20 protein-coding genes are annotated in these 20,655 nt (G+C 49.2%); 4 read left to right on the top strand and 16 right to left on the bottom strand.

Going from position 1 to position 20,655, the window contains the following annotated elements; all coding sequences use genetic code 11:
• The first annotated feature begins 7 nt into the window (after positions 1 to 7).
• The 4 genes from yedF to DESGI_RS06325 all read left to right on the top strand — a co-directional run bounded on the left by yedF (position 8) and on the right by DESGI_RS06325 (position 4,305).
• Positions 8 to 631 carry a sulfurtransferase-like selenium metabolism protein YedF gene (gene yedF, locus DESGI_RS06340; protein WP_006522636.1) on the top strand — a complete coding sequence of 208 codons (624 nt, stop codon included), beginning with the start codon at positions 8 to 10 and terminating at the stop codon, positions 629 to 631.
• 208 nt (positions 632 to 839) lie between these two features.
• The gene (locus DESGI_RS06335) at positions 840 to 1,916 is read left to right on the top strand and encodes a CoA transferase subunit A (protein ID WP_006522635.1); all 1,077 of its coding nucleotides are present in this window, start codon (positions 840 to 842) and stop codon (positions 1,914 to 1,916) included.
• Position 1,917: 1 nt separating this feature from the next.
• The gene (locus DESGI_RS06330; RefSeq protein ID WP_006522634.1) at positions 1,918 to 2,730 is read left to right on the top strand and encodes a CoA-transferase subunit beta; all 813 of its coding nucleotides are present in this window, start codon (positions 1,918 to 1,920) and stop codon (positions 2,728 to 2,730) included.
• Between the two features lie 198 nt (positions 2,731 to 2,928).
• The gene (locus DESGI_RS06325; protein ID WP_006522633.1) at positions 2,929 to 4,305 is read left to right on the top strand and encodes an ArsB/NhaD family transporter; all 1,377 of its coding nucleotides are present in this window, start codon (positions 2,929 to 2,931) and stop codon (positions 4,303 to 4,305) included.
• Positions 4,306 to 4,364: 59 nt separating this feature from the next.
• Here DESGI_RS06325 and DESGI_RS06320 read toward each other — a convergent pair whose 3' ends face one another.
• The 16 genes from DESGI_RS06320 to DESGI_RS06250 all read right to left on the bottom strand — a co-directional run bounded on the left by DESGI_RS06320 (position 4,365) and on the right by DESGI_RS06250 (position 20,653).
• Positions 4,365 to 5,006, bottom strand: a complete 642-nt coding sequence (locus DESGI_RS06320; RefSeq protein ID WP_006522632.1) for a hypothetical protein — start codon at positions 5,004 to 5,006, stop codon at positions 4,365 to 4,367.
• A 49-nt stretch (positions 5,007 to 5,055) separates the two neighbouring features.
• Positions 5,056 to 6,060, bottom strand: a complete 1,005-nt coding sequence (floA, locus tag DESGI_RS06315) for a flotillin-like protein FloA (protein ID WP_006522631.1) — start codon at positions 6,058 to 6,060, stop codon at positions 5,056 to 5,058.
• 159 nt (positions 6,061 to 6,219) lie between these two features.
• A complete protein-coding gene (locus DESGI_RS06310) occupies positions 6,220 to 6,717 on the bottom strand; it encodes an NfeD family protein (RefSeq protein WP_006522630.1) in 498 nt (165 codons plus the stop codon).
• Between the two features lie 53 nt (positions 6,718 to 6,770).
• The gene (locus DESGI_RS24435) at positions 6,771 to 6,929 is read right to left on the bottom strand and encodes a hypothetical protein (RefSeq protein ID WP_006522629.1); all 159 of its coding nucleotides are present in this window, start codon (positions 6,927 to 6,929) and stop codon (positions 6,771 to 6,773) included.
• Positions 6,930 to 7,057: 128 nt separating this feature from the next.
• Positions 7,058 to 7,249, bottom strand: a complete 192-nt coding sequence (gene rpsU, locus DESGI_RS06305; protein WP_006522628.1) for a 30S ribosomal protein S21 — start codon at positions 7,247 to 7,249, stop codon at positions 7,058 to 7,060.
• A gap of 120 nt (positions 7,250 to 7,369) precedes the next feature.
• Positions 7,370 to 7,714 (bottom strand): histidine triad nucleotide-binding protein, encoded by a 345-nt coding sequence (locus tag DESGI_RS06300; RefSeq protein ID WP_006522627.1) that lies wholly within the window; start codon positions 7,712 to 7,714, stop codon positions 7,370 to 7,372.
• 87 nt (positions 7,715 to 7,801) lie between these two features.
• Positions 7,802 to 9,172: a tRNA (N(6)-L-threonylcarbamoyladenosine(37)-C(2))-methylthiotransferase MtaB gene (mtaB, locus tag DESGI_RS06295; RefSeq protein ID WP_006522626.1), complete on the bottom strand. Its 1,371-nt coding sequence runs from the start codon at positions 9,170 to 9,172 to the stop codon at positions 7,802 to 7,804.
• Positions 9,173 to 9,180: 8 nt separating this feature from the next.
• The gene (locus DESGI_RS06290; protein ID WP_006522625.1) at positions 9,181 to 9,924 is read right to left on the bottom strand and encodes a 16S rRNA (uracil(1498)-N(3))-methyltransferase; all 744 of its coding nucleotides are present in this window, start codon (positions 9,922 to 9,924) and stop codon (positions 9,181 to 9,183) included.
• A gap of 105 nt (positions 9,925 to 10,029) precedes the next feature.
• Positions 10,030 to 10,959 carry a 50S ribosomal protein L11 methyltransferase gene (gene prmA, locus DESGI_RS06285; protein ID WP_006522624.1) on the bottom strand — a complete coding sequence of 310 codons (930 nt, stop codon included), beginning with the start codon at positions 10,957 to 10,959 and terminating at the stop codon, positions 10,030 to 10,032.
• 162 nt (positions 10,960 to 11,121) lie between these two features.
• On the bottom strand, positions 11,122 to 12,246 hold the full coding sequence (gene dnaJ, locus DESGI_RS06280; RefSeq protein ID WP_006522623.1) for a molecular chaperone DnaJ: 1,125 nt from the start codon (positions 12,244 to 12,246) through the stop codon (positions 11,122 to 11,124).
• A gap of 141 nt (positions 12,247 to 12,387) precedes the next feature.
• Positions 12,388 to 14,253, bottom strand: a complete 1,866-nt coding sequence (dnaK, locus tag DESGI_RS06275; RefSeq protein ID WP_006522622.1) for a molecular chaperone DnaK — start codon at positions 14,251 to 14,253, stop codon at positions 12,388 to 12,390.
• Between the two features lie 30 nt (positions 14,254 to 14,283).
• On the bottom strand, positions 14,284 to 14,976 hold the full coding sequence (gene grpE / locus DESGI_RS06270) for a nucleotide exchange factor GrpE (RefSeq protein ID WP_006522621.1): 693 nt from the start codon (positions 14,974 to 14,976) through the stop codon (positions 14,284 to 14,286).
• A gap of 115 nt (positions 14,977 to 15,091) precedes the next feature.
• Entirely contained in the window at positions 15,092 to 16,138 is a 1,047-nt protein-coding gene (hrcA, locus tag DESGI_RS06265; RefSeq protein WP_006522620.1) for a heat-inducible transcriptional repressor HrcA, read from the bottom strand.
• An 89-nt stretch (positions 16,139 to 16,227) separates the two neighbouring features.
• The gene (gene hemW / locus DESGI_RS06260) at positions 16,228 to 17,409 is read right to left on the bottom strand and encodes a radical SAM family heme chaperone HemW (protein WP_006522619.1); all 1,182 of its coding nucleotides are present in this window, start codon (positions 17,407 to 17,409) and stop codon (positions 16,228 to 16,230) included.
• A gap of 56 nt (positions 17,410 to 17,465) precedes the next feature.
• Positions 17,466 to 19,280, bottom strand: coding sequence for a translation elongation factor 4 (gene lepA, locus DESGI_RS06255; protein ID WP_006522618.1), 1,815 nt, complete (start codon positions 19,278 to 19,280; stop codon positions 17,466 to 17,468).
• A gap of 179 nt (positions 19,281 to 19,459) precedes the next feature.
• Positions 19,460 to 20,653: a ComEC/Rec2 family competence protein gene (locus tag DESGI_RS06250; RefSeq protein WP_006522617.1), complete on the bottom strand. Its 1,194-nt coding sequence runs from the start codon at positions 20,651 to 20,653 to the stop codon at positions 19,460 to 19,462.
• Positions 20,654 to 20,655: the final 2 nt, after the last annotated feature.

The raw sequence follows: 20,655 nt of genomic DNA, 5'->3' as shown, positions 1-20,655 counted from the left end.
TTAATAAATGAATCATAAATTAGTGGACTGCCGGGGATTGGCCTGCCCACACCCGGTAATCAACACCAAAAAAGCTCTTGAAGAAGCAGGTGTCGACACCGTTACCACCATTGTGGATAACGATGTTGCCCGTCAAAACGTAGTGTTGTTCGCCAAAAATGCGGGCTACCAGGTAAACGAACAGCCCAAAGAGGGCTTTTATCATTTGACTATAACCCGCATTGGCGCCCAGGCTACAGCAAATCAAACTAACGAAAGCGCAGCCCCCACCCCTGCTGCCGTTACGCCCACCGTCGGGCCGGTTTATTTCATTACAACCAATGCACTGGGCCAAGGTTCGCCGGATCTGGGACAGGTACTGATGAAAAGCCTGTTCACCACCCTGGTGGCCATGGATCCCCCGCCTGCGGCGCTATTGTTTTTGAATACCGGTGTATTTTTAACCTGTGCAGGTACTCCAGTGCAGGAACAGCTGGAAAAATTACACACACATGGCACCGCCGTACTTTCCTGTGGCACCTGCCTTGAGTATTACGGTATTAAAGAAAAACTGCTATTAGGGGATATCTCCAATATGTTCGAAATCAATAACTGGCTTAACAAGCCGCATAAAGCTATTACTATTGCTTAATAATTTTAACGTTTTATATATATGGGTTAGCTATGTAGTCCTTGCCAACCGTTGATTATTACCTGGCCCGGTTTTTTTTCATACTAAACATTGTCATGTATTTTGTCATGTATTTTGTATTATTTATTATTTTCTGACTAATTAATCAAACAATATATGCTATAATTATTTTGCTAACTATTAAATTACACACAAAATGGAGGAATTTATGTACTGGACTGGATTTACGCCGGATGAAGCCAGGGAAATCCTTGTCAATAAGGATAAGTCCAAAAAGGACAAGCGTATGGGGCTGGCCGAGGCTATCAACACTTTTGTTAAAGACGGCTATAACATTGGTATTGCCGGTTTTGTTAACAGCCGCCAGCCTGTGGCAGCAATTCATGAGATTATCAGACAGAAAAAAAAGGATTTAACCCTCTCTTTTCAATCCGCCGGACTGGCTTTAGAATACCTGGCCGGCGCTATGGCACTGAACCCAGCCCTGTGTTCAATCAAGCGAATGGAATTTGCTTATTGGGCACATGAATCGTTCGGTATATCACCCCTATTTCGTTATTTAGCCGAAAGCGGTAAAGTTGAATTGGAAGATTGGAGCAATTTTAATATGTCGGCCAGGTTTAAGGCCGGCGCCATGGGTATTCCATTCATCCCCTGCCGCAGTCCGCTGGGCAGCGATGTTATGCAAGCAAATCGTTCTCAAATAATGGATTGTCCTTTTACTGACGACCCGGTGGCTTTACTGCCCGCCGCGCACCCCCATGTGGCACTGGTTCACGTACAGGAAGCCGATATTTACGGTAACTGTAAAATCCAGGGGCCATTGTTCACTTGTCCGGAAATAGCTATGGCAGCGGGATATACCATATTAACTTGCGAGCGGATAGTGGAGCATGAAAGTATTGTAAGTGACCCCAATCGGGTAAATATACCCTTCTTTTCTGTGGACGCGGTGGTGGAAGTGCCCTTTGGTGCCTACCCCGGCAATTGCCACAGTCATTATTATTTTGATGATAAGCACATCAAGGAGCTTCAGACTGCCGGAGAGGCTTTTAGGAAAGGCGACCGCGCACCACTGGAAATGTACTACGATCATTATATTTACGGCGTCCAAAATACAGCGGAGTTTTTAAGCCAAATACCGTATAACCAGTTGCAGCATATTCAACAAATTGAAATTAGGGACTTTCGTCTCATTCGCGGTGTATCAAGGCAGGACACCGGTGACAGTTATAAAACGTCAGCCAGGTCAGTGAAAAAACTGGGCACCCGGGGAGGCATATAATATGGAAATCCTTGACTACTATGCCGATGATTTTTCCCCCCAGGAAATGATCGTGGTAGCCGGGGCCCGAATACTCGAAAACAACAAAGTAGTATTTGCAGGTACCGGACTGCCTATGGTCGCCATAACTCTTGCCCAACTAACCCATGCCGCAGGAATTATACCGGTGTTTGAAGCAGGGGCAGTAGGGCCACGCTTAACCAGGGGGCTGCCGCTTTCTGTGGGTGATTCACGCACCACCAGCAAAGCCATGTACCTACAGGGGCTTAATTCCGCTTTTGAACTGGCCCAGCGGGGTTTTTGCGACTACGGTTTTATCGGTGGTGCCGAAATAGACATCTATGGTAATTTAAACTCAACTATGATCGGTGAATTTCCTGGGGACTACCAAAGCCCGAAAGTACGCTTGCCTGGCAGCGGCGGTGCCAGTGATATGGCTGCATCCTGCGAACGTATCATCATTATCATGGTCCATGAAAAGAGACGTTTTAAAGAAAAGTTAAGCTATTTAACCAGCCCGGGTTTTTTAGACGGCAGCCCCGGTGCCCGTAAAAAAGCGGGACTGGTAGGCAAGGGACCATACCGGGTCATTACCACCCGTGCACTGCTGGGGTTTGATGAAAATACACGGCGCATGAAACTTTTAGCCACCATGCCCGGGGAGACGGTACAAAGCGTACAGGAAAACACCGGCTTCGAGCTACTGGTGGATGATAATGTATACCAGTTTGAGCCGCCGACTCTGGAAGAAATTAGACTGGTGCGGGAAGAAATAGACCCGGAGGGTTATTTTATTAAGAAGAAAATAAAGTAAACCAAACGTGCCCGTGCAAGATTTGTAAATGTTATTTTTAACCCGGCCATGAGTCAAAGCGGCAGGTAAGTTACCAAGAAATATATTAGCCGGTATTCCCTATTACATTATAGGGAATACCGGCTAATTTTATTTTGCGGTCGTATGGTTAAAGTTGATCAAAATAAGGCATCCTTAAAATGTTAAGGGGGGACCAATATGTTAGAAAACACATCATTTTGGGCCATTGTTATTTTTTTAATCACCTACGCCGTGGTCGTTTCAGAGAAAATACACCGTGCCGTGGCTGCATTCGCAGGAGCTTCAATTATTATGCTGGCCAAGATATTAACCCCGGATGAAGCCGTTCATTATATAGATTTTAATACCATCGGGCTACTGGTGGGCATGATGATCATCGTGGGTATTACCCGGCAAACCGGGTTATTTGAATATGTAGCCATTCGCACCAGCAAAATGGCCCGGGGTGAGCCGCTAAGGGTACTGGCATCGCTGGCATTGTTGACGGCAGTTTTTTCAGCCCTGCTGGATAATGTAACCACTGTGCTGCTTATTGTGCCCGTAACTTTAGCAATTACCACCAAGCTTAAGGTAAATCCTCTGCCATTCATAATAACCGAAATACTTGCTTCCAATATCGGCGGGACAGCTACCCTTATCGGCGATCCCCCCAATATTATGATTGGCAGCGCTACGCACCTGGGCTTTATGGATTTTTTAATCAACCTGGCCCCTGTGGTGGTAGTTATTTATGCACTGACATTATACATACTGCTGCGCATTTATAAAAACAGCCTGCAAACAACTACACAGCTGCAGCAGGCCATTATGGAAATAAACGAAAATAATGAGATTAAAGATGTTGTTTTACTTAAAAAATGTATATTTGTTTTATCCCTGACTATTGTTGGCTTTACTCTACATCAACTGGTGCATTTGGAAAGTTCCGTTATAGCATTAGCCGGGGCCTCAATTTTGCTGGTAATTACCCGGTTCGATCCAGAACGTGCCTTACATAGCGTGGAATGGCCAGTAATATTCTTTTTTATCGGATTGTTTGTAGTAGTGGGCGCGTTGGAAGCCACCGGAGTTATTGAATCTATCGCCATGTTCGCCCTGGATACCACTCGAGGTTCTATACTCCCCGCAGGGCTGTTCATTTTATGGCTGTCGGCCGTAGCTTCTTCCTTTGTGGACAACATCCCTTTCGTAGCTACCATGATACCTTTGATTAAAGAGATGGGGCGACTGGGTGCTTTAGAAAACATCGATTTCTTATGGTGGTCCCTTTCTCTGGGGGCCTGTCTGGGCGGCAACGGCACCATTGTTGGTGCCTCAGCCAACCTGGTAGCAGTAGGCATGGCTGAAAGAAACAATGTTCTGGTGGGTTTCTTTCAGTTTTTCAAGATAAGCTTTCCCTTAATGCTTATGTCTATTTTAATCGCCATGGTTTACTTGATAGCCTGGTATACGTATAACACCATTATGGTTATACTGGCTACACTAGCGCCGGGGTTACTTTTATCGTTGGTCCTGGGACAGTTAAACAAGCGCCTGAATAAGGATAGCAAATAAATACAAAATCTAACAACCCAGTAATATTTGAGCATTTAATTACATTAATGTTAACACAATCAAAATTGGCCAGGCCTTTTTTTAATCCTGCCGCCACGAGAGTTTAATACATCACCAATGATCATGCTCCCCACCAGGGCGTTTTTGCTGCTTAATGCGGCAGCAAGTGGGTTTCCAGCATTACATCTCCACCGACTTGGGTCTGTTGCCGGAATCGGCCGCGACAAAGGGGCAACCGGTTGGTCACTGTGATCAGCATCCCCTTGCGGCGCTACATTTAAAAGCCGTCGCGGCCTATCCTGTTCACCCAATACTAACGGAGGGTCACCCGCAGGATTAGTTTGTTCCCGCTGTTGTCGCGGAAATTGCGGCTCATTTTCACGCTCCGTCGGTGACTGCGGCTTATTTTCGGCACCAGTAGAACACTCCTGCTCCCACGGGCCTGGCAACGGGGCATCCTCGCCGCGAGTGGATATATCCCACGGGCCGGACAACGGCCCATCTTCACTGCGCGGAGATGTTTCCCACGGGCCGGACAGCAGCACGTCTTCATCACGCGAAGATGCATAGTCCGGGCGAGGCTGTTCAACATCTCCAGGGGGACGGCCGGTGGGCCTTTGTGGCAGGTTACGGCCGTCCCGGCCCATGATTTTGCTAATAATTACATATGCAATGATCAGAATAATAATGGTTGTCGACACATGTTAAACCTCCCAAATACCCATGAAGTTTATGACAAGGTTTTCAAAGTTACTTTTTAAGATAGTTGCTTCCTTCCTTATCTTCCTTATCTTCACCCATCTTGGATATATTCTGCCGCATACCTGTGTCGGCCAATATATTCTGCATATTATAGTAATCCATAACTCCTAGATTACCCTCCCGCAATGCATCAGCCAAGGCCTGCGGCACCTGGGCCTCGGCCTCCACCACTTTGGCCCGCATTTCCTCCACAGCGGCCCTCATTTCCTGCTCCCGGGCCACCGCCATGGCACGTCGTTCCTCAGCTTTAGCCTGGGCAATATTTTTGTCGGCCTCGGCCTGGTCCATTTGCAGTGTGGCACCAATGTTCCGGCCCACATCCACATCGGCGATATCAATAGATAATATTTCAAATGCAGTACCCGCATCAAGCCCTTTTTCCAGAACAGTGCGGGAAATGGAATCGGGGTTTTCCAGCACTTCTTTGTGGTTATCCATTGAGCCCACGGTGGATACTACCCCCTCACCTACCCGGGCCAGTATGGTTTCTTCACCGGCACCGCCTACCAGCCGGTCAATATTGGCCCGCACCGTCACCCGGGCCACCACCTTAACTTCAATACCATCCTTAGCCACCGCTGATACCCAGGGAGTTTGGATAACCTTGGGGTTAACACTCATCTGTACGGCCTCCAGCACATTACGGCCCGCCAGATCTATGGCGGCCGCCCGCTCAAAGGGCAGAGTGATATTGGCTCGCTCCGAAGCGATCAACGCATCCACCACCCGGTCCACATTGCCGCCAGCCAGGTAATGAGCTTCCAACTGGTCTACAGATATATCCAGCCCGGCTTTGTAAGCTTTAATCAGCGGGTTTACGATGCGAGACGGAATAACCCGGCGCAGACGCATACCGATAAGAGTGACAATACCTACCCGCACACCGGCGGCCAGGGCCGAGATCCATAGCCCCACCGGTATAAAGCTGAACAATATCACCACGGCCAGTATAATAAGTACCAACAAAATTAAAAAAGTAATACCGGCAAACATTAAATACCCCCTCTATAAATATAATTTTCTACCCTTTACTTATGCTCAAGGATAAAAGTATAGTATATTTTTACCCCACTAAGTTTTTTCCATAACTAAAGCATATTGAAAAATTTGCCCCCGCCATGGTTAGTGACGTACCACAGATATTATATTTGTTCAAGTTTGATCCCACGTCCTTACCACGATACGAATCCCTTCCACACGCACCACCTTGATTTTAGCCCCGGCCGGAATAAATCCCCCTTCACTGACCACATCCAAGCGCTCACCGCCCACTTCAGCAGCCCCGGACGGACGCAGCGGGGTCAAAGTGATGCCTACCTGGCCTGCATAATCCACCAATTCCTTCTTTGATGCACTGTACCCTTCGTCGTTACGCTGCCTGTTACCCAAGGTTAGCCGCTGCCAGAGGTTAAACCTGGACATAACCTTGATACCCACAATAAGTATTACTATACTGACCGCCAGAGCAATTACAAGAGACTTAAAAGTAAGAGTAACATCCATACTTAATAACACTATACCCCAGCCGATTAGTATAATACCCACCAGTCCAGCTACTCCAAAACCCAAAATAAATACTTCCAGCACTAGCGCCAATATGCCCAGCAAAAAGGCCAAAGTCGCCAGCCACGGAATCAGTTCTGGTGACACCCAAATCACCTCCGTTATGCGATTAGATTCATACCATAGTTCAAGATCATCTCTTAATTACCGCCATCGGAACTGCCCAAATTAATATTAAAAAGTAATGCCTTTACAGCAAAAACACCCGTATTGCCGGCAAGATTAATATCATCGGGCTTTGGCAAGTTAGCTGTTTTCAACTTCGAAAGCCACCACACTATGCCGTCAGTCACCACCATGGGTACACACCTGCGGAAGCATCATATACACCCACATATGAATACTTTAAATGCCCGGCGCTGTTAGCACCGGGCATATACGTTTGTTGTTTAAGACCGCGCAAGGTCTCTTATTAAACAATATTTAATTAAAATGACTTGGAAAATTTAGCCTTGCGCTTACGAGCAGCTTCTGATTTTTTCTTTCTTTTCACGCTGGGCTTTTCGTAGTGTTCATGTTTTCTGGCTTCAGCGAGAACCCCTGCCTTTTGACAGGTGCGCTTAAAACGCCGGAGGGCGCTGTCCAGGGTTTCATTCTTGCCTACTCTAACTTCTGCCACTGACTCTTCCCTCCCCTCCGCTTAAACCGTAAAACTTGCTTTAAAATCAAGCTTAAAAACAACCTCCAAATAGAAATTACCACACCATAATATTATACAATACGCCCTCCATAGAGTCAATTACCCAGGCGGCCATTGAAGCGTTCTACCGGCCAAAAAGTGATAGTGGATGTGCCATACCAACTGACCGGCATCCTTCATACAATTGGAAACAAGCCTGAATCCCCGTTCCGTCAAACCCATGTCCCTGGCTACCTTAGCGGCAGCTCTTTGCAGCTCCCCCAGAATGTGGCTGTCCTCGGGTTGCAAGTCAAAAAACGTGGGAATATGCTTTTTAGGTATAAATAAAAGGTGGGTAGGGGCGGCCGGTTGAATGTCCTTGAACGCCAGTATATGGTCATCCTCATATACAATCTCAGCCGGGATTTCCCTTTTTATTATTTTACAGAAAATACAATCCTGCACCTTCTTCCACCTCCTCCCTAAAAACATAAGCATAACGGTGATTTAAAGGCTGCTATTACATTTCAACACAGCCCCTCTAAATCCTGCTTATTTATAAATTATTCTTCCTTTTAATCCAGTGCCACCAAGTTCGGTTACTTTTACGTCCGCCAGTTGTCCCCGCAAGCTGTCCTGGGCCGGGAAGTACACGCGCACATAGTTGTCGGTCAAGCCCTCAAATAACTCCCCGGATGCATTCATTGCATCTCCGGACAGGTCCTGGTCTACCTGACTGAACAGGTGCTCAGATATATCTACGGGCTGCTCCACCAGCACAGATGCGGTTCTACCCAGGAACCGGGCGGCAAAGGATTGGGCCAGTGAATGGCCAACGGCAATCAACTTCCGGCTGCGTTCTTCCTTGACCCGGGGATCTACCTGATCGGGAAAACCCGCAGCCGGTGTCCCCCGGCGGGGAGAATATTTAAAAACATGCAGTGCTGAAAACTGCATTTCCTTTACAAAGGTACAGCCATTGCGAAAATGTTCATCTTCCTCGCCGGGAAAGCCTACCATAATGTCTGTAGTTATACCAACTTCGGGCAGTTTGTCTCTCACACTGGCCAGTAGTCTGCGAAAATAGTTCGTATCATAGCGCCGCCTCATTCGCTTTAAAATATAATCATCTCCACTTTGCAGTGGAATGTGCAAGTGGCGGCAAAACGGCGGCCCGGCAGCCATTAAATCCAGCAAATCCGGAGTAATATCATTGGGTTCCAAAGAACTGAGCCGTAATCTGACCAAGCCCGGTACATTGGCCAGCAAAGCCAGCAGCCCGACCAGGTCAACACCGTCTTGGTTTCCCCGGCCGTAAGCACCGGTGTGGATGCCGGTGAGCACCACTTCCTTAAAGCCGCTTTCCACCAAGTTACGCACACCAGCCAGCACATTCTCCGGCGAACGACTGCGCAAAGGACCCCGCGCATAGGGAATGATACAGTAAGAACAGTAATTCTCACAGCCCTCCTGGATCTTCAAAAAAGCCCGTACCCGGCCCTGGTGTGACTCACCCGGCAGTTCCTCGAAGTCATGACACCGGGCAATGTCCTCAACCGCCTTCACTTTGCGCCCTTTAGATACGTTTTCCACCAAGTCCACAATTTCAGCCCGGTGCCCGGCACCCACCACCAAATCAACGCCTTCTACATTCAGCACCTCATCGGGCGCCGTTTGGGCATAGCAGCCCGTCACCGCTACCACGGCCTCCGGGTTTGTTCTACCAGCCCGCCGGATTAGCTGTCTGGATTTGCGGTCACCCAGGTGAGTCACCGTGCAGGTATTAATTATGTACACATCCGCAGGGCTATCAAAATCGACCACCTGGTAACCGCGCCGCCGGAACAGCTCCTCCAGAGCCGCTGATTCATACTGATTGACTTTGCAGCCCAAAGTGGTCAGAGCCACCTTCTTTTCAGACATGTAAAATATTACCCCCCCAAATCGCCCCACTGGTATAGTATCATGGCCACTACAGCGGGACCGGCCGTTTCAGTACGCAATATGCGCGGGCCCAGGGTGACGGGGATCCCACCCCGCAGGCGGGCTTCTTCTACTTCGTAGTTTTCCAGGCCGCCCTCAGGACCAATCAGCAGATATACCTCATCCGGCCTGGGCCTGCTCTGCAATACCTCCTTGAGGGGACAGACAGTCTCATCCTCCCAGGGAATCAGCACCAGGGCACCGGGTGGCATAAGGTCCAAGGCCTTAGACCATTCCAGCGGTTCCAGCACCTCAGGCACCAGCGCCCGGCGGCACTGTTTGGCGGCCCCGGCCGCAATGCGCTGCCAGCGCCGCAGGCGAGAAGCCTTTTTGGATGCGTCCAGGCGCACCACGCTACGCTTGCAAAACACGGGCCAAAATGCCACCGCACCCAGTTCAGTACCCTTTTGAATAACAGTGTCCATTCGGTCGCCCTTGGCCAATCCCTGCACCAGTACCACCCGCAAGGGAGGTTCACCCCCGGCCACCCCCTGCCGGAGCACCCGGCAGGTAACAGTTTCCCCAGTCAAGCCTTCGATACGGCTTTCATAAAAATTGCCACATCCATCCAGTAATGTAATTACATCACCCGGGCCCAGTCGCAATACCCTTTTAATATGGTGTACTTCAGAGCCTGTCACGATAACGCTGTCACCCTGCACTTGTTGCGGGGCTACAAAAAACCTGGGCATTATTTATCACACCTTAAAACGGCTGACCTATTTTGCCTTTCAACTTTCAACACCCGGTACCCGAAGGTGGCACCGGCTAATCTTAGACTTCAACCTTCCGACAACTTAACGTTTAACAGCCGACACCCTGCGATAAACCATAGCCACCCACTCGCCCTTGGTTAATTCTTTTAAGGGTTCAAGGCCAGCGTCGTCCAAAGCCCGGCGTACTTCTTCGGCACGGTCTTTAATAATTCCCGAGGCCACCAACCTGCCGCCAGGCTTAAGCGCAGCCGCGGCATCCGGAGCCAAGCGGATAATTACATCGGCAATAATATTAGCCACCACCAGGTCGGCCTGACCCCCCGCCAGGTTATCCAACAGGTTGCCCTGCACTGCCGTAACCCGATCCGCCACACCGTTGCGCTCGGCATTTTCCCTGGCCGCCCGTACCGCCAGTTCATCAATATCCACGGCGGTCACCTGCCGGGCACCCAGCAGCGCAGCCGCCACTGACAGTATGCCTGACCCCGTGCCCACATCATAAACCACTGCATGGACCGGTGCTAATTCTTCAAGTAAAGTCAGGCACATGGCAGTGGTGGCATGAGTGCCGCAACCAAAGGCCATACCGGGATCCAGTTCAATAACTGTTTCCCCCGCCCGGGCGGTGTAATCCTCCCAGGATGGCTTTATAACAATATTTTTACCCACCCGCACCGGTTTATAATACTTCTGCCAGGCAGTTGCCCAATCCTGTTCCCTGACTTCCCTGGTTTGCCAGAACACGGGCAAGTCGGTAAGTCTGTGAGACAAACGCTCCAACCGGTCCGCCAGGGCACAATCGCAGCAAAAATAGCCCTTTACTACAGACTGCCCGCTTTGGGGCAGCTTTAAAGCAGGGGCTACTGTTTCAGCAGTACCATTTGTGACAAGGTCTATAATTAAGGCGGGGTCTTCTATGACTACCCCGCCAGAACCAATTTCATTAAAAATATTCGCTACTGCTTCCACCAGCTCTGCAGGAGCAGTAACGGCAATCTCCAGCCATTTCAAATCAAAACCCCCCGGGGTCAGACTTAAATTAACCTAAACTTGTGGACAATTTTCGACATTCTCAGCAATTTAAACATTGCTGCAGCAGTCGTTTGGGGCTCGCGGTCATAATACAGCTATACCTTGCTAGCGTAACTGTGAGGCGTTTGCACCTGTCACTTGCTAACCCGAAAAAGCGTCCCGCATTTTTTCAAAAAACCCCTTTTCCCCACTTTGCGGCTTTTGTCCCTCGATACGGGCAAATTCCCGCAGCAGATCCTTTTGCTTGCCGGTAAGCCTAGTAGGGGTAACCACTCTGATGCGTATATGCTGGTCCCCGCGACCATAGCCCCGTACATCAGGAATACCCTTGCTCTTCATGCGCAGTACCGTGCCCGACTGGGTCCCCTCAGGCACCTTCAGCTTGGCCTGACCCTCTAAAGTGGGTACATTGATTTCATCACCTAAAGCAGCCTGGGTAAAATTAATATCGGCATCAATAATGACATTATTTCCTTCACGTTTAAAAATAGCGTGAGGCTGTACATGGATATAAACAAACAAATCGCCCGGTGGTCCGCCTCGCATACCCGTTTCCCCCTCGCCGGCCAGGCGCAGTCTGGAACCTGTATCCACCCCGGCGGGGATCTTTACCTTTAATGTTCTGCTGCGTCGCACTTTACCGGATCCCCGGCAGGTGGGGCAGGGCTTTTCGATAATCACGCCGGCACCGCGACAGCGGTCACAGGTGCGGGACTGCACAATACGCCCGAATGGGGTGCTCTGGGCGTACTGAATCTGTCCCGTGCCGTGACAAACGTCACAGTTTTTCTTTGTGGTGCCTGGTGCCGCACCGCTACCACCACAGGTACTGCAATCCTCAGTACGGGGAATTTTAATATCCTTTTCTAAGCCGAAGGCGGCTTCCTCAAAGGTTATCTCCATATCCACGCGCAAATCGGCACCCGGCTCGGGACCGTGCCGCCGCTGACGCCCGCCACCGCCGAAAAACATATCAAATATATCACCAATACCACCGAAATCAGCACTGCCAAAACCCCCAAAGCCACCATTAAACTGGCCGTCTGTGGCCGCATGTCCGAAACGGTCGTAAGCCTCCCGCTTATCAGGATTGCTTAGCACCTCATAGGCCTCATTGACTTCTTTGAATTTTTCCGCAGCGTTATGATCCCCCTTGTTGGCGTCGGGGTGATACTGGCGGGCCAACTTGCGAAAAGCCTTTTTAATCTCATCCGGTGAAGCGTCCCGGGAAACACCCAGCACCTCATAGTAATCCCGCTTTGCCACGGCATCCACCACCTCATACTTCAAACACCACCGGGAGGGCTTAGAGAAGCCCTCCCGCGCAGTACTTATTTTAAAATCATACGACCTTTAACTATTCTACGCTATATGCCAAAATCCTGTTACCAAACACCGAACAATACTTTATTTATCCTTTTTATCCCCGTCCACCTCGTACTCGGCATCCACCACGTTCTCTTTATCACCCTCGGCCGCCTGGCCACAACCACCGGCGCCACAACCCGCTCCGGCACCGCCGGCCTGATCAGCCCCGGCCTGCTGCTGTTGGTAAAGCACGGCGGACAGCTCGTACAGAGGCTTGGTTAATTCTTCTGTGGCTGACTTAATTTTATCGATATCATCACCTTTGACGGCTTCCTTAAGCTTATCTGCAGCCTGGTTAACCTGTTCCACTTTATCTTTGTCGGCTTTGTCCCCGAGGTCTTTGATAGTTTTCTCCGCCTGGTAAATCAGGCTGTCGGCCTGGTTCCGCAGTTCCACCAATTCTTTACGCCGCTCGTCCTCTGCAGCATTTTTCTCAGCGTCTTTAACCATCTTATCAATTTCCTCATCGCCAAGACCCGAACCACCCGAAATGGTAATACTCTGGCTTTTGCCCGTACCTTTGTCCTTGGCTGATACATTGACGATACCATTTACATCTATATCGAAACTAACCTCAATTTGCGGCACACCCCGGGGTGCCGGCGGTATACCGGACAGCTGGAACCGACCCAGGGTTTTATTATCAGCCGCCATGGAACGCTCGCCTTGCATCACATGGATTTCAACCGTAGTCTGCCCGTCTGCAGCGGTGGAGAAAACCTGGCTCTTAGAGGTGGGAATGGTGGTATTACGTTCGATCAGCCTGGTAAATACACCGCCCAGGGTTTCAATACCTAGAGAAAGCGGGGTAACGTCAAGCAGCAGTACATCCTTGACTTCACCGGCCAGCACACCGCCCTGGATAGCGGCTCCAATGGCCACACACTCGTCCGGGTTGATACCCTTGTGAGGTTCTTTTTGTAGATATTTTTTAATGGCTTCCTGCACCGCAGGTATACGGGTGGAACCGCCCACCAGCAGCACCTTATTAATATCCTGGGGCTGCAAACCAGCATCAGCCATGGCCTGTCTGGTAGGTCCCATAGTTTTTTCCACCAAATCCGCCGTCAGCTCATTAAACTTGGCCCGGGAAAGGTTAATATCCAGGTGCTTAGGGCCACTGGCATCAGCTGTGATAAAGGGCAGGTTAATATTGGCGGACATAACACCGCTCAGTTCAACCTTGGCCTTCTCTGCCGCATCTTTTAGGCGCTGCATAGCCATCCGGTCACCTTTTAAATCAATACCGGTTTCCCTTTTAAATTCACTGGTCAGGTATTCCACGACGCGCTGGTCGAAATCATCGCCACCCAGCCGGTTATTACCGCTGGTGGCCTTGACTTCAAACACACCGTCTCCCAGCTCCAAAATAGACACGTCAAAAGTACCACCACCCAGGTCAAAAACCAGTATGGTTTGCTCATCGCCTTTATCCAGACCATAAGCCAGCGATGCCGCCGTGGGCTCATTGATAATTCTCAATACCTCAAGGCCGGCAATTTTACCGGCATCTTTGGTGGCCTGGCGCTGTGCATCGGTAAAGTAGGCCGGTACAGTGATTACAGCCTGGGTAACTTTTTCACCCAGATAGCTTTCCGCGTCTGCTTTTAGTTTTTGCAGTATCATGGCGGATATTTCTTGGGGTGTATAATCCTTACCATCTATATTTACTTTATAATTAGAGCCCATATGCCTTTTTATGGAGCTTATGGTGCGATCGGGGTTGCTGACCGCCTGGTTTTTAGCCACCTGGCCCACCAGCCGCTCGCCTGTTTTAGAAAAACCCACCACCGAAGGGGTAGTTCGCCCGCCTTCAGCATTAGGTATAACCACCGCTTCCCCACCCTCCATAACAGCCATACAGGAGTTGGTGGTACCCAGGTCAATACCTAGTACTTTTGCCATCTATATCGCCTCCTAATATTTTGCTATCAATTAACCCTCAGGTTTAGCCACCTTAACCATCGCCGGACGAAGTAATTTGTCTTTTAGATAATATCCCCGGCGCAATTCGGCTGTTACAGTGTTTTCAGCATACTCATCCGTTACTTCCTGCATAACAGCCTCATGCCGGGTGGGATCAAATTGTTCACCCACCGCTGCCACCGGCGTAAGCCCCTCTTTTTGCAATACATCCTGCAACTGCCGGAAAATCATGTCTACTCCCTCGGCCACCTGGGCCGGGTTCTGGTCTTTGGCAGCCAGAGCCAGCTGGAAATTATCCAGCACGGGCAGCAACGCCTCGCATAAAGAAGCCGCGGCATATTTAAAAAATTCTTCCTTTTCCTTAACTGTGCGCTTGCGGTAGTTATCAAAATCAGCCTGCAGGCGTACCAGCCGATTTAAGTATTCCTCTGCTTTTGTCTTTTGATCGGCCAGCTCCCTTTGCAGCTGCTCCAAATCCACTGGCTGATCGGCAAACTCATCCACCGGTTCTCCCGGTGAATGCCCCGTTGCCCCGCCTTCCTGCGCAGTCCTGGTTCCGGTTACCCCCCCAACATCGTTACCTGCCTGGTGGTCTGCCCGCTTTAAATCCTCATTCGGCAAATGCTCGCCCGGTACCGCATTGGCGGCATCCACGTTCCGGCCCTCTTCACTGTCGGCCGCAGTACGATGCAGTTTATCCATGTCCATCACTCCTTGGCCACCACTTACAAAGTTAAACCATGTTTTTTATGCTCATAGTGTGGTTTAATATTAAATTTATCATTAAATTTATCATATCGAATCCTGAAAGCTACGCTTATTTACCTCGCCAGCGTATCAGCCTTTCCATAACCATTGAAAGATTATCCGTCATGTATTCCACCACGGCAAAGGCCCGGGCATAATCCATCCTGGTGGGTCCCAAGAGGCCGATACTACCCACCGGCTTACCTTCCATGTGATACGTACCCATTACCAGGCTGTAATCCCTCATCCGGCCGTCCACCATCTCTTCGCCAATGCGTACCGTAACGCCCTCCTCCTGGAAAACATCAACCATCACATTGGCCAGCTCATGTTCATTTTCCAACAAGCTGAGCAGTATTTTTACCTTCTCTATATTATTGAATTCGGGCTGGTTTAAAATATTAAAAATGCTGCCCAGATATATTTTTTCCCCTTTTTCCAGGGACAGCCCCTCCTGAATTACATCCATCGCCATATTCAAAATATGTTTTTGCCTTGCCAGCTCGAAATAAATTTCTTTAATCAATGTTAGACGTATATTTTCAATTGTTTTACCCTGTAGTTTATGATTCAATACAGAGGATATGGTATCCAGGTCGGTGGGCCCAATATTCTCTGGAATATCAATAATCCGGTGATGTACAGCCCCGGCATCGGTTACCACCACAACCATAGACTGCCTCCCACCCATGTGAACCAGCTGAATATGTTTAAACCTGCCCTTGCCGTAGTGAGTAGTCATAACCACTCCGGTATAATTGGTAATTTGCGACAATAGCTGCCCGGTACTTCTCAGCACATCGCCTACTTCCTGTTTTTTGGTCAGGTAACCATTCAGCACTAGTTTGGCTTCTTCTGAATTAAACTCCTCGCGTTTCATCAAATAATCCACATAATACCTATATCCCTGGTCAGAAGGTACCCGCCCTGCCGATGTATGGGGCTGTTCAATATAACCCATCTCTTCCAGGTCGGCCATTTCATTGCGGATAGTTGCCGAACTCACCCCCAGCTTATATTTCCTGGCAATGGTCCGTGAACCAACCGGTTCCGCAGTGGCAATGTAATCCTGCACAATGGCCATGAGAACATTTTTTTTCCTGGCATCAAGGGTCATTTGTGACACCTCCTTGTTAGCACTCTCTCAAATCGAGTGCTAACATCTATTAAAAACATAGCACTAGTGATTTCATTTGTCAAGAATATTCAGGAGGGAGCAAATTCACTCATCACTGCATTGGCAACCGCCAAACCGTCTGCGGTTAAGCGCAAATGGTTGCCCCGCTGTTCCAGGAACCTTTTATCTATTAATGCATTCATTACGCCGGGATAAAAATGATCAAGTTCCGCACCAAACCGCCGTTTAAAGCGATCTAAATCCAGCCCGCAGTTCATGCGCAGCCCTAAAAAAACAGTTTCAAATATATCTATTTCCGGAGTAATCTGTTCCGTCCAGGCTACCGGAATTTTCCCGTCCCTAAGCTTGGAATTGTATTCCGCCAGACCGGACTCGTTGGCCATACGTTTCCCCCCGACGTAGGAGTGAGCCGCCGGGCCCAATCCCAGGTAACCTTCGTTATACCAGTAAATCAGATTGTGGCGGCACTGCCGCCCTGGCCGGGCAAAATTAGAAATTTCATACTGCTCCAGCCCGACCGCTTTTAGAATTTCAATGGCCTTCCGGTACATGGCTAAGCCGGTATCTTCGGCACAGGGCACCAATTTACCACTATCAACCGATTCTTTTAAAGGTGTACCCTCCTCCAGCTGTAGACCATAGGCGGATACGTGCTCGGGTTGTAAAGCCACCACCTGCTCCAGACAGCACTGCCACTCGGTGAGCGTCTGGCCCGGCACCTCAAAGATGAGATCCAGGTTGATATTAGAAAAACCCGCTTCCCTGGCCTGCCGCACCGCAGCCACTGTTTGCCTGTGTGTGTGTATTCGACCCAAGGTGCTCAGCGTGGTTTCAGTGCAAGCCTGGGCTCCTAAACTTAGCCGGTTGACCCCGGCCCTGCGCAGAGCGTTAAGTTTACCTGTATCCACCGTACCGGGGTTGGCTTCTACAGTAAATTCCACGCCAGGTAATAGATTAAAATGATTTTTTATTAAAGCTATTATTTCCAGAAGCATTACGTTTGATAAACATGTTGGTGTACCCCCACCGATAAAAACGGTGGACAAATGCCACCGTTTATCATATTGACCACCATCCCGCAACTCCATTTCCCGGCGTAATCCGTTGATATAATGTCGGGCGTCTGATTCATTATATGGATAAGAAATAAAATCACAATAAGGACACTTACGCACACAAAAGGGTACGTGAATATACAGAGCAGTGGGCAAACCATTGAAAAACATTTTAGTGTTGCTAAATTTTACCATTACACATCCCGTATCAATTTTTTAATCAAAAAACAGCTCATCTATATCATTTCCCCTTATTTTTTATCCTCTCCAATATTCAGTACGGCCATAAACGCTTCCTGGGGTATTTCAACGTTACCCACCTGCTTCATACGCCTTTTGCCCTCTTTTTGTTTTTCCAGCAGTTTACGCTTGCGGGTAATGTCACCCCCGTAACACTTGGCCAGCACGTCCTTGCGGCGAGCCCGCACCGTTTCCCGGGCTACCACCTTGTTACCTATGGCAGCCTGGATAGGCACTTCAAACAGGTGGCGGGGAATCAGACTCCGCAATTTTTCCACCAGTGCCCGGCCCCGCTGATATGCCTTGTCCTGGTGCACAATAAAGCTCAGGGCATCCAGGGGCTCCTCATTGACCAGAATATCTATTTTAACCAGTTTGGACTGCCGGTAGCCCGCCAAGTCGTAGTCTAAAGAGGCGTAACCCCTGGTACGTGACTTAAGTTGATCAAAAAAGTCAAAAATAATTTCGCTTAAAGGCAGGTCATATTTAACCATCACCCGGCTCTGACTCATGTAAACCATATCTTTGTAAACGCCCCGGCGCTCCTGGCTGATCTCCATCACCGCCCCCACAAAATCCTGGGGCACCATAATAGTTGCAGCCACAAAGGGCTCTTCCATCGATACTATTTTGCCGCTGGGCGGCATCAAGCTGGGGTTATCAATCTCCAGCGTTTCCCCGGCGGTGGTATTAACCCGGTATACTACGCTTGGAGCAGTGGTAATTAAGCTCAGCCCATACTCCCGTTCAAGACGCTCCTGGATGATTTCCATATGCAAAAGCCCTAAAAAACCACAGCGAAATCCAAAGCCCAAGGCTTCAGAGGTTTCAGCTTCATACACCAGTGATGCATCGTTTAGCTTGAGCTTATCCAGAGCATCACGCAAATCACCGTAATCGTTGGATTCCACGGGGTACAGCCCGCAATAGACCATTGGCTTAATCTGGCGATAGCCCGGCAGAGGAGCGACGGCGGGACGGCGGGCATCCGTAATGGTATCCCCCACCCGGGAATCCCGGGCGTTTTTAATACTGGCAGCCAAAAAACCTACCTCGCCAGCCCTCAGCTCGTCAACCAAGCCCGGGGCTGGTCTGAAAACCCCTACCTCGTTGACCTCAAATTCTTTGCCGGTAGCCATCATTTTAATGGGTAAGCCTTTTTTGATGCGGCCTTCCATTACCCTGAAGTAACAAATCACACCTTTATACGAGTCATAATGAGAGTCAAAAATCAGCGCCTGTAACGGAGCATTTTCATCACCCCGGGGCGGGGGAATTTTCTGAACAATTTTTTCTAAAATTTCCTCTACGCCTTGCCCCGTTTTAGCCGAAGCCAGTACAGCGTCAGAGGCATCTAAACCAATGACCTCCTCGATTTCACTTCTCACCCGCTCGGGATCGGCTGCCGGTAAATCTATTTTATTAATCACTGGGATTATTTCCAGGTCATGGTCAATAGCTAGATAGACATTGGCCAGCGTCTGAGCTTCAATGCCCTGAGCCGCATCCACCACCAGCAGGGCTCCCTCGCAAGAGGCCAGGCTTCGGGACACCTCGTAGGTAAAGTCAACGTGTCCCGGCGTATCGATAAGGTTTAGAGCATATTCCCGCCCATCTTTGGCCTGGTAATTTATGCGTACCGCCTGTAATTTAATGGTGATGCCCCGTTCCCTCTCCAACTCCATGTTATCCAACACCTGCTCGGACATTTCCCGCTGGGTCAGCGCGCCGGTATATTCCAACAACCTGTCCGCCAAGGTGGATTTGCCATGATCAATATGAGCAATGATGCAAAAGTTACGAATACGATCCTGTCTTCTTTCCAACGGTAATTCCTCTCTCCTTAAATAAGGTCAATTCATCATATTATAGCATTTGCTTGTAAAGGTGAAAAGAACCTATAAAAAGGCACAGTTTATGCTCTTCAAGCCAGGTCACCGTCATTTTCCCGGCAGCACGGGTTGACATTATAAGAGGGTTATACGTCAAGCAGTAAAGAAGATAGCTAACCCTTCACCGGCCGAAACCCGGCGGCCACGGCTTCAGCTTCGGTTTTAAACCACTGCTCAGGTTTAGTATTGTCATAATTGGCCCCACCCGGCATATGGTAAATTTTTTCTCCCCTGGAGTTTATGTTCCCTTTAATCAAGCCCCGGCCGTTATCATCCACGTAAACTTGCTCGTTATTTTGTCCGTTTGCGCCACCGTCTTTTTGGCCGTTGTCCAGACCTGCTTCCCCCGGCGACACGGATGAATCAATATTACGTTTGCCAGTAGTTACATTAATCTCCTGGCCATCAGTTGCAAAGACAACCGTACCATCAAGGTCAGTTCTAAATATTTGGACCCCTTGCAGCCTGGTCAGGGTTTCTTTATGCGGGTGGCCATAATCATTACCGACACCGGCGCATATAACCGCGTATTGGGGCTGCACCGCTTGCAAAAAAGCCTCTGAAGTTGAAGAATGGCTGCCATGATGGCCAACTTTTAAAACGTCAGCCTGGGGAGACAGACTGCTCGCCAATATTTCCATTTCTGCCTGTTCCTCAGCATCGCCCATGCAAAGGAAACTGACCTCGCCCAAAGTAACCTTGACTACTGCGGAGTAATTGTTCATATCTGCGTATTCCGTGCCATGAGGGGAGAGCATTACCACTTGGAGGGAACCGTCATCCACTATTTTAAGGCCCGCTTTGGCGGTGGTAATTTTTAATTTTTTTTCCTTTATTGCCGTAAGCACATCTTCATATGTTCGGGTGGTGCTGGTTACCCGGGGCATAAATACCTCACCAATGGTAAAATGCTTGATTACCGTATCCATACCGCCGATATGATCAGCGTGGGGATGTGTGCCCACAAGATAATCAATCCTTTTAATACCGGCTTTGGCCAAGTAATCAACCACTGTATCACCGTCATTATTATCGCCGGCGTCAATAAGCATGTTCTGTTCATTGGGTAATTGCACCAAAATACTATCGGCCTGACCAACATCCAGAAAATGAACCTTTAGCCGGCCGGGTGATGCATCTCCCGGATTTTGCACCACGGCTGATTGGTGATACCCGTTTTGCCCGGACTCCTGGCCCGTGGGCCCTGGAGTTATAGACCCATCATTACATCCGGCAGCCAGTAAGAGAAATACTGTAATGAGAATAACAGGCCATAATTTACTTATTCTGATGCTATACCGCGGCATAA

Source organism: Desulfoscipio gibsoniae DSM 7213 (assembly GCF_000233715.2).
Lineage (GTDB): Bacteria > Bacillota > Desulfotomaculia > Desulfotomaculales > Desulfallaceae > Sporotomaculum > Sporotomaculum gibsoniae.
Note: the sequence above shows the minus strand (reverse complement) of the source record. Positions and strands in the feature narration are given on the sequence as shown.

Coding starts and splice junctions, on each gene's coding strand:
- yedF (WP_006522636.1), top strand. CDS start 8: ATGAATCATAAATTAGTGGACTGCCGGGGATTGGCCTGCCCACACCCG.
- DESGI_RS06250 (WP_006522617.1), bottom strand. CDS start 20,653: ATGCCGCGGTATAGCATCAGAATAAGTAAATTATGGCCTGTTATTCTC.
- dnaK (WP_006522622.1), bottom strand. CDS start 14,253: ATGGCAAAAGTACTAGGTATTGACCTGGGTACCACCAACTCCTGTATG.
- hemW (WP_006522619.1), bottom strand. CDS start 17,409: ATGGTAAAATTTAGCAACACTAAAATGTTTTTCAATGGTTTGCCCACT.
- DESGI_RS06330 (WP_006522634.1), top strand. CDS start 1,918: ATGGAAATCCTTGACTACTATGCCGATGATTTTTCCCCCCAGGAAATG.
- floA (WP_006522631.1), bottom strand. CDS start 6,060: ATGTTTGCCGGTATTACTTTTTTAATTTTGTTGGTACTTATTATACTG.
- DESGI_RS06335 (WP_006522635.1), top strand. CDS start 840: ATGTACTGGACTGGATTTACGCCGGATGAAGCCAGGGAAATCCTTGTC.
- DESGI_RS06290 (WP_006522625.1), bottom strand. CDS start 9,924: ATGCCCAGGTTTTTTGTAGCCCCGCAACAAGTGCAGGGTGACAGCGTT.
- DESGI_RS24435 (WP_006522629.1), bottom strand. CDS start 6,929: ATGGTGGTGACTGACGGCATAGTGTGGTGGCTTTCGAAGTTGAAAACA.
- DESGI_RS06325 (WP_006522633.1), top strand. CDS start 2,929: ATGTTAGAAAACACATCATTTTGGGCCATTGTTATTTTTTTAATCACC.
- grpE (WP_006522621.1), bottom strand. CDS start 14,976: ATGGATAAACTGCATCGTACTGCGGCCGACAGTGAAGAGGGCCGGAAC.
- hrcA (WP_006522620.1), bottom strand. CDS start 16,138: ATGACCCTTGATGCCAGGAAAAAAAATGTTCTCATGGCCATTGTGCAG.
- mtaB (WP_006522626.1), bottom strand. CDS start 9,172: ATGTCTGAAAAGAAGGTGGCTCTGACCACTTTGGGCTGCAAAGTCAAT.